Annotated in this window: 5 protein-coding genes; 2 read left to right on the top strand and 3 right to left on the bottom strand. The window is 62.2% G+C overall.

Annotated elements, in window-relative coordinates; genetic code table 11:
* Positions 1 to 535 precede the first annotated feature (535 nt).
* Complete coding sequence (locus ASE60_RS27805; protein WP_057254810.1) at positions 536 to 2,497, top strand: M23 family metallopeptidase; 1,962 nt, start codon at positions 536 to 538, stop codon at positions 2,495 to 2,497.
* A 77-nt stretch (positions 2,498 to 2,574) separates the two neighbouring features.
* On the opposite strand, the gene clpB is transcribed toward ASE60_RS27805, so the two are convergent.
* Together clpB and ASE60_RS27795 are read right to left on the bottom strand one after the other, a co-directional pair.
* Entirely contained in the window at positions 2,575 to 5,181 is a 2,607-nt protein-coding gene (gene clpB, locus ASE60_RS27800; protein ID WP_057254809.1) for an ATP-dependent chaperone ClpB, read from the bottom strand.
* A gap of 270 nt (positions 5,182 to 5,451) precedes the next feature.
* Complete coding sequence (locus ASE60_RS27795; RefSeq protein WP_057254808.1) at positions 5,452 to 6,474, bottom strand: hypothetical protein; 1,023 nt, start codon at positions 6,472 to 6,474, stop codon at positions 5,452 to 5,454.
* 129 nt (positions 6,475 to 6,603) lie between these two features.
* On the opposite strand from ASE60_RS27795, the gene ASE60_RS27790 reads away from it, so the two are divergent.
* Positions 6,604 to 7,188, top strand: a complete 585-nt coding sequence (locus tag ASE60_RS27790) for a TetR/AcrR family transcriptional regulator (protein WP_057254807.1) — start codon at positions 6,604 to 6,606, stop codon at positions 7,186 to 7,188.
* 89 nt (positions 7,189 to 7,277) lie between these two features.
* On the opposite strand, the gene ASE60_RS27785 is transcribed toward ASE60_RS27790, so the two are convergent.
* On the bottom strand, positions 7,278 to 7,940 hold the full coding sequence (locus tag ASE60_RS27785) for a DUF4167 domain-containing protein (RefSeq protein ID WP_057254806.1): 663 nt from the start codon (positions 7,938 to 7,940) through the stop codon (positions 7,278 to 7,280).
* Positions 7,941 to 8,115: the final 175 nt, after the last annotated feature.

Here is an 8,115-nt window from a genome sequence, read left to right as displayed (position 1 = left end):
CCGCCGCCCACGTTTCTCTTTCTCTATATTCAATTGTCAAAAAACCGACGAACTCACCGTCCGTCAAACCGTTTCCTCAAAGCCCGAAACTCGCGTCCCAGACCCCAAAATCAGCCTCAGCCAACCAGGGAAACTCTAGAGCGAAGGTCGTCGTCGCCAGCAGCGCCGCCGCCCTCGTCAGTGATCGGGCTTATAGACCCCCAGCCTCACAGACGTCAACAGGCTTTTTGGAAAAAAATGACAGATTTCTGACAAAGGCCGGAAACGCAGGGCTTTGAGCCCCCAAAAAAGTTTTACCCTCTCTCCCGGGCCTGTGGAGACACATTTTGGCCCTCACTTTTTCACAATCCGCCGATCTAAGCGAGAACGACGATGCTTCGCGGATGCTTTCGCGCGGGTAGGCGTGGGATCTCTTGGATATCCGCCCTCTCCCCTCCCCCGCGATTTGACTCCGTTACGCGAAAGATGCACATCTTCGCGCAACGTATCGCAGGCAAGAATACGGTTTAGAGAAATCGGGGACACTCAGTTCGGCATGAACACCGACAAGAACATGGTCAGGTCGCTCGGCGATCAGCCGCCGATCCTTGCGCATGGCCGCCGCGCGCCCGACAGGCGTGAGATCTCCCTCCGCTGGCTTTCCGGCACCTTTCTGACCGGCATCACCTCAAGCCTTCTTATGGGCGTTGCTCTTTTTGCAGCACTCGACGGGCGCCAACAGTTGGCCATCCCCGCCGAAGCCTATGCGGCGCTCGACAGCGCGCCGAACGGAGACGAGCAGGCACGCGCGGTGCGCGGCGGTCGCATCCTTTCGCCCAAACTCGTCGCCAAGCCGGCCGACAAGACCGTCATGGAAGTTTCCACCATGACCCATGACGGCGAGAAGGAAGTGGTGCGCAAGCAGCCTTTCGTTCACGTCAAGATGGCGCTTGCCGCCAACCATCAGCCCTCGGAAAACTATCCGGACTTCGATCCGCTGGCGATCTTTTCCACGGACAAGGCGGACGAGGAATCCCCGGTCGCCCGCACCGGTACGCTCTATGGCTCGAACGTCGATTCCGAAGTGGCGCTGAAGACCGTCGATTTCCCGCTGAAAGGTGGCGTTGCCTTCGACAGCTCGATGTCGCTCGAAGAGGTCGAGGAAAATGTCCGCACCAACGGTTCGGTCCTGACCGAGGGCAGCACCCAGGTCGCGTCACTCTATTACGTCGATCCGCAGCGCTTCGCGTCGGAGAGCGACGGGCTTGACCTGCTTCAGGGCCTGACCGCCCGTATCGTCGAGCAGAACAAGAGCGATGCCGCCTACGAGACCATCGACGAAGAAAGCACCGAATACGCCGACGACATCATTCCGGTGCGGCGTCAGACCGACATCGCGACCGTCATGGTCAATGCCGGTTATGCCAAGGCGCAGGCCGACGACGCCGCCGGCTATATCGGCGACGCGCTCGGTGCGAACGAACTGAGCGAGGGCGATGTTCTGCGCATCGGCATCATTCAGAACGGCGAAGCGCAGAAGGGCGACGAGGCCCGCATCGTGCGCGCCACCATCTATTCGCGCAACCGCCATGTGCTGACGATGGCGGTCGACGACAAGGGCCGCTTCGTTCCGGGTGCGGAACCGCCGAAGCTCGACGCGGTCGCCACCGCCTTCGATGACAACGGCGCGCCGGTCATGACCAGCAGCCACGATCTGCCGCGCGTCTATGATGGCATCTACCGCGCCGCTCTTTCCTATGGCATGAGCGCCGACATGGTCAGCCTCGTCGTCAAGCTGCTCGCCAGCAACGTCGATTTCCAGGCGCAGCTGAAGCCGACGGACTCGCTTGAAGCCTTCTTCTCCGTGACCGACGAACGCGGCATGGCGACGGAAGAATCCGAGCTTCTCTATGTCCGCGCCAAATTCGGCGATGCGGTCACCGCCTTCTACCGGTTCCAGGATCCGGAAGACAATTCGATCGACTACTTCGATACCGAAGGCAAAAGCATCCGCCAGTTCCTGCTGCGCAACCCCGTGCCGAACGGCCATTTCCGCTCCGGCTTCGGCATGCGCCGCCACCCGATCCTCGGCTTCTCGCGCATGCATACCGGCGTCGACTGGGCCGCGCCGCGCGGAACACCGATCATTGCTGCCGGCAGCGGCGTCGTGGAAAAGGCCGGCTGGGATTCCGGCGGCTATGGCAACCAGACTCTGATCCGCCACGCCAACGGCTACGTGTCGTCGTACAACCACCAGAGCGCCATCGCCAAGAACGTCAAAGTCGGCAACAAGGTCGTCCAGGGCCAGGTGATCGGCTGGGTTGGCACAACGGGCCTTTCGACCGGTCCGCACCTGCATTACGAGTTGATCGTCAACGGCAACAAGGTCGATCCACTGCGCATCCGCCTTCCCGGCGGCAAGTCGCTTTCCGGCGACGCGCTGGCGAAGTTCGAGAAGGAGCGCGATCGCATCGACGAGTTGCTGAACAAGGATGGCGCCGAAGTCGCAAGCAACTAGGCACCCCTCCCCTCTTCCAAAGTCTGCACAAGCAAAAAAGGCCGCCCCGAAGGGCGGCCTCTGTGTTTGATGCCTTGTCAGGCGGCTTCCTTGTCCGCCGTCGCTCCGCGCTTGAAGTTGAGGCGGTCGGAGCCGGCAAGCACCTTGACGGACGAACCATCCGGGAACTCGCCCTGCAGGATCTTCTCGGCGAGCGGATCCTGCAGGTATTTCTGGATCGCCCGCTTCAGCGGACGTGCACCATAGGCCGGGTCGTATCCCTTGTCGGCAAGGAAGGCTCGAGCGTCATCCTCAAGCTCCAGCGTGATCTTGCGCTCGGTAAGCAGCTTGCGCAGCCTTTCGAGCTGGATATCGACGATCGCACCCATCTCCGAGCGACGCAGCCTGTGGAACAGGATGATCTCGTCGACGCGGTTGAGGAACTCCGGCCGGAAGGCCGACTTGACGACATCCATCACCTGGTCGCGAACGACATCGCTGTCTTCGTTTTCGCCAAGTCCGACCAGATACTCAGCCCCGAGGTTCGAGGTCATGATGATCATCGTGTTGCGGAAGTCGACGGTGCGGCCCTGACCATCGGTCAGGCGACCGTCATCGAGCACCTGCAGGAGCACGTTGAAGACATCCGGATGCGCCTTCTCGATCTCATCGAACAGTACGACCTGGTAGGGCCGGCGACGGACGGACTCGGTCAGGGCTCCGCCTTCCTCGTAGCCGACATAGCCGGGAGGTGCACCGATCAGCCGGGCCACGGAGTGCTTCTCCATGTATTCCGACATGTCGATACGCATCAGCGCGGTCTCGTCGTCGAAGAGGAAACGGGCAAGCGCCTTGGTGAGCTCCGTCTTGCCGACGCCAGTGGGCCCAAGGAAGATGAACGAGCCGATCGGCCGGTTCGGATCCTGAAGCCCGGCACGCGAGCGCCTGACCGCACGGGAGACCGCCTGCACGGCGTCGCCCTGGCCAACGACCCACTTCGCCAGTTCGTCCTCCATCCTGAGCAACTTGTCGCGTTCGCCTTCCAGCATCTTGTCAACAGGGATGCCGGTCCAGCGCGAGACGACATGCGCGATGTTGTCGGGGGTCACGACCTCCTGCACCATCGGGTTGGCATTGGCGTTTTCCTGGCTTTCGGCATCGGAAAGCTCCTTCTCGAGCTTCGGAATGACACCGTAGGTCAATTCGCCGGCGCGCTGGAACTCGCCCTTGCGCTGGACGATCGCCAGTTCGTTGCGGGCTTCGTCAAGCTGCTTCTTGAGATCGGCAGCCCGGCCGAGCTTCTGCTTCTCGGCCTGCCAGCGGGCCGTCAGGGCCGATGCCTGCTCTTCGAGCGAAGCGAGGTCAAACTCGAGCTTCTCCAGCCGATCCTTCGACGATGCATCGGTTTCCTTCTTCAGGGCCTCGCGCTCGATCTTCAGCTGGATGATGCGTCGGTCGAGCTCATCGAGCTCTTCAGGCTTGGAGTCCACCTGCATCCGCAGACGCGACGCCGCTTCGTCCATGAGGTCGATCGCCTTGTCCGGTAGGAACCGGTCCGTAATGTAGCGGTTGGAGAGCGTCGCGGCGGCAACCAGCGCCGAATCCGAGATCCGGACCTTGTGGTGCTGCTCGTACTTCTCCTTCAGGCCGCGCAGGATCGAGATCGTGTCCTCGACCGTCGGCTCCTCGACCATGACAGGCTGGAACCGGCGGGCGAGCGCCGCGTCCTTCTCCACGTGCTTGCGATATTCATCAAGCGTAGTGGCGCCAACGCAATGCAGCTCGCCGCGCGCAAGCGCCGGCTTCAAGAGGTTGGAGGCATCCATTGCTCCTTCCGCCTTGCCGGCACCGACCAGCGTGTGCATCTCGTCGATGAACAGGATGATCTCGCCGTTTTCGGCCTGCACCTCGTTGAGAACGGCCTTCAGCCGCTCCTCGAACTCGCCGCGATACTTCGCACCGGCAATCAGCGCGCCCATGTCGAGCGCCATCAGCCGCTTGTCCTTGAGGCTTTCCGGCACGTCGCCATTGACGATGCGCAGGGCAAGGCCCTCGGCGATCGCGGTCTTGCCGACGCCGGGCTCACCGATCAGCACCGGGTTGTTCTTGGTGCGGCGCGACAGCACCTGGATGGTGCGGCGAATCTCGTCGTCACGGCCGATCACCGGGTCAAGTTTGCCTTCACGGGCATCGGCCGTCAGGTCGCGCGCATATTTCTTGAGGCTGTCGAACCCTTGCTCTGCATTTGCGCTATCGGCGGTGCGGCCCTTGCGGATGTCGTTGATCACCTGGTTGAGCTTGGTCGGGGTCACGCCGGCCTTGGCGAGAATGCCTGATGTCGCGGCCGAGCTCTCGATCGCAAGCGCCAGCAGCAGCCGTTCGACGGTGACAAAGCTGTCGCCAGCTTTCTTCGCGGCCTCTTCGGCACTCGAAAAGACCCGGGCGAGCGGCTGCGACAGGTAAACGGAGCCATTGCCACCGGAAACTTTGGGAAGCTTGGCAAGTGCTGCATCATTGCCAGCGCGCGCCTCGCGGGCGTCGCCCCCGGCGCGCTCGATCAGCGAAGCGGCCATGCCTTGATCGTCGTCGAGCAGCACTTTCAGCACATGCTCGGGCGTGAACTGCTGATGTCCTTGCGCCAGCGCATAGGTCTGCGCCGACTGCAGAAAACCGCGCACGCGCTCGGAATATTTTTCAATGTTCATACTCTACCTCCATAACCCGGCAGGCCCATCGCGTGGCACCCGTCGGTGGTTCAGGATCAGGCTCCCGCATTCGGCAAGCCTGTCAGTGTGGAGCGATCACCGCCTTGCGCCGGATCAACGCATCCGAAGCGAATATGGGGCACCGATTTTGGAAATTAAAGAGCCGTCGCTGGTCTCCGGCCGGAAATCTGCAACCGAAAAATGCGACCGCCCGACGGATTGCAGCGCGGCCGCATTTATACTCAAGGAGGCGAGAAGCCGGTTGGTTCGCTAAGCCGCCATCAGCGACCGTTCGGCGAATGAAGCACCGAACTCTTTCATGCGCCGAACGTAGTAGGCGGGGTCGATCAAAACCTCCGGGAGGTAGAGGCCAGGGGCTGACGCTTCGCCACCTTCAAGGCCGAGCATACGTTCCACCGCCAGCGCGACACCAAGGGCGGTTAGCGGCGCCTGGCCTTCGGGGTGCACGATCTCATGGCGATGGTCGAGAGGCTGGCCATCCTTCCCCCGCCCCGCGATCTCGATGACGATCTCAGTCGAAAACAGCTCGCCGCGGCGCCGGCTCGCGGATTCGCTAAAGGCAAGGTCCAGCCGGATGTTGGCTGCATTGGTCCGAGCCGCAAGCGCCATGACATCGAAGGGCGAATAGGCGACCGCATCGAGTTCGACACCGTCGACGCTGACGTAGCGCGCCTTCGAATCCTCGCCGCCGGCCCAGTGGAGCCTGCCGGCCTTGACGGTCAAGGCCGCCGGCGCGAGGCCGGTGATGCGATTGTAATCGGCAAGTGCTGCCGGCCCGCCCATGTCCTGTTCGTCAAGCAGGACCCCGATGCGGATCATGTCGATTGCCTCATATGCCTTGGCGAATTCGAGGATCGGGAAGATGGCGGCCCCGGCAAGCCAGTGGCTGGCGAGCAGGATCGGCGCCTTCTCCGGCGCGTGGATATATTGCGCCATTTCCGGCCCCACTTCGAAGGTGCCGCTGGAAAGGCTGATATAGGGGACGCCATGGCGCTGGGCAAAGCGCATCGAGCTCAGCTTCTCGTCCTTCAGGAAAATGACGACGGCGCTGAAACGCGGCTCATCGCCGACACCAAGATCGGCCCGCTCCAAGTCGATACTGACACCGATTGCCCCGCCCACTTCGCGCGCAACCGCTTCGGCCTTGCCGAGATCACGGCCACCGATGGCGATCGGCAGTGTAGGGTGGAGCCGGCGGATGATTTTCGCCGCCTGCGATCCGACAACCCCGGAACCGCCGATGATCAAAACAGGCTGAAACTTGCTCGACATCTTCCTATCTCCTAAACGAAAGGTGTCCGGCTGATTGCCGAACCTACCATTAGTAACTTACTATTGGTAGATAGGTTGCCGAACGCCGATTTCAAGAGCCACGAGCCGACGCGAAAAGGATTGCGATCGATGGCCCCGACCAAAAGCCGAAAGCTCGCCAAGCCCGAACGGCGTGCCCAGTTGATCGAGACCGCCAAGGAGATCCTGCGCGAGTGCGGCGCCGACGCCCTGACGCTCGGCCACCTCGCCGAACGCGCCGGCGTCAGCAAGCCGATCGCCTACGAGCATTTCGGCACGCGCGAGGGGCTTTTGATCGCGCTTTCCCAGGAAATCGAAGACCGCCACGCAACCAAACTGCAGGCCGCGCTTACGGGGGCACCGAAAGAGCTCGATGCGGTCGCCGACATCATCAGCTCGGTTTACATCGACTGTGCCGTCGACAGTGGTGAGGAATGGCAGGCCATCTCAGGAGCGCTACGCGGCAACGCGGACATGATCGCGACGCAGCAGCAACAGGTCGACGACTATGTCGCCGCGATCCAGGCGGCACTCGGACCCTTCGCGAAAATTCCCTCCGACGATTTGCGCCTGCGCTGCACCGGTATCGCAGGAGCAGCCGAGGCGATCGGCCGCGAGCTGATCCGCGGCCGGACGAACGAGACGGCCGCCAGCGCCAATCTTGCCGCACTGATCGTCGACAGCGTCGACGTTTGATCACCGATGACCAGACAAAGAAAAACCCGGCCGTGACAGGCCGGGTTTTTGTCGTGCCCTGAGAATGGGCAACGCTGATAGACCGCCGCTTATTCGGAAGCGGCGAGCGCCGGTGCTTCCGGAGCGGCATCGCCCGAAGCCTGGGCTTCGTCAGCGGCACCTTCCTGTGCGCTGCGGCGCGGACGGCGTGGACGCGGCGCGTTGCGGCGGCGGGATGCGGCGCGGCCGGAGGCAGCCGGGGCTTCCTCTTCCATCGCGACTTCCGCCGGTGTGCCTTCGATCACCGGCTGCGGGCCCGTGCCGTCGATGACGACAGGCTGCGGCTCGGGAGCAGGTGCCTGAGCTGCGGCAACCGGGGTCGGCATGTCGTCGCTGTAGCCCTGATCCAGATCGTCCTGGTCCTGATCGGACCCGTCGTGGCCGCGGAAATCCTGACGGTCATCACGCTGGAACCGGTCCTGCATCTGCGCCTGTGCGGCAGCAATGATGCGGTTGTAGTGTTCGGCGTGCTGAAGGTAGTTTTCTGCGATGACGCGGTCGCCGGAGCTCTGTGCATCGCGCGCAAGCGCTGAGTACTTCTCGGCGATGTGCTGAGCAGTACCGCGAATCTTCACATCCGGGCCGGAGCTGTCATAGGTCCGCGTCAGCGGGTTCGAGCCCTTGCGGTTGTGGTTGTTGTTATTTCCATTGTTATTGTTGTTGCTATTGTTATTCCGCCCGCGGCCGCGCTTGTTTTGCTGTCCTGGCCTCATAGTGCATTCACCCGAATTCTCTTGATAATGATGATCATGTGGTTTCGTCTTCCGGCCGGATCCGTTCACGCCCGACAGAACACGCGCCGTTGCGCTCGCACAATGGCGGCTTCGGCGCCGACTGGCGTCAAATTAACAGGTACCCGCACAAGGCACTTGTTGAACCCTAGCAACT

The sequence above is a fragment of the Ensifer sp. Root278 genome (genome assembly GCF_001429285.1).
Taxonomy (GTDB): Bacteria; Pseudomonadota; Alphaproteobacteria; order Rhizobiales; family Rhizobiaceae; genus Ensifer.
The sequence above is the reverse complement of the archived record's forward strand: the minus strand, read 5'-3'. Positions and strand labels throughout refer to the sequence as shown.